Genomic DNA, 943 nt, shown 5'->3' on the forward strand with positions numbered 1-943 from the left:
TATCACAATCTGTGAAGACTGATAGCTTTGCATGCATTTGAGACTAAAAAACTTTTGCCTTTCCACAATAAGAAAGGAAAAGTGCTCTGTAGAAACAACCTAAGCGGTTGTTAATTTTAATATTGGGCTCGCAGAAAGACGATTAGCAAACCCAATTTGATTTGCTGCTGTATAGATTAGCCTAACTTAGCTTTATTACAACTCATCAAAAGCACTAATTGCTTCTGACAGCTTTTTCACTCCGTGGATTTGCATCCCTGGAATACCGCCCTTAGGCATATTGGCCGCTGGCACGATCGCTTTTTTAAAGCCATGCTTGAAGGCTTCATTTAGACGCTCTTGTCCACTTGGAACCGGTCTAATCTCTCCCGCCAAGCCAACTTCACCAAACACGACCACATCTTTAGGCAGTGCTCTGTCTCTAAAACTAGACAACAGTGCCATCACTAATGCTAGGTCAGCACTGGTTTCGGTTACTTTAACACCACCGACGACATTCACAAACACATCTTGGTCAGCCATTTGTAACCCACCGTGTTTATGCAGCACGGCGAGTAATAAAGAAAGACGGTTTTGCTCTAAGCCTACAGCGACACGACGAGGGTTCGCCAACTGTGAATAATCCACCAGCGCTTGAATCTCGACGAGAAGTGGACGCGTACCTTCCCAGACCACCATAACTGAACTGCCTGACGTTTCTTCTTCACCACGAGAAAGGAAAATAGCTGAAGGGTTGGAGACTTCTTTCAGCCCTTGTCCTGTCATTGCGAACACACCAAGCTCATTTACCGCACCAAAACGGTTCTTATGGCTGCGCAGCGTTCTAAAGCGGCTATCAGTGCCACCATCAAGCAGTACCGAACAGTCAATGATGTGCTCTAGAACTTTCGGCCCCGCCAGCGTGCCATCTTTAGTTACGTGGCCAACAAGGAAAATAGCCACA

General features: G+C 46.0%; 1 protein-coding gene. It reads right to left on the reverse strand.

All coding sequences use genetic code 11. The features are described from left to right. Positions 1–195: 195 nt before the first annotated feature. Positions 196–943 (reverse strand): DNA repair protein RadA (gene radA, locus KIV40_RS27945; protein ID WP_285352462.1); only part of this gene is annotated, 748 nt, incomplete at its 5' end.

This window comes from Vibrio sp. D173a (assembly GCF_030248475.1).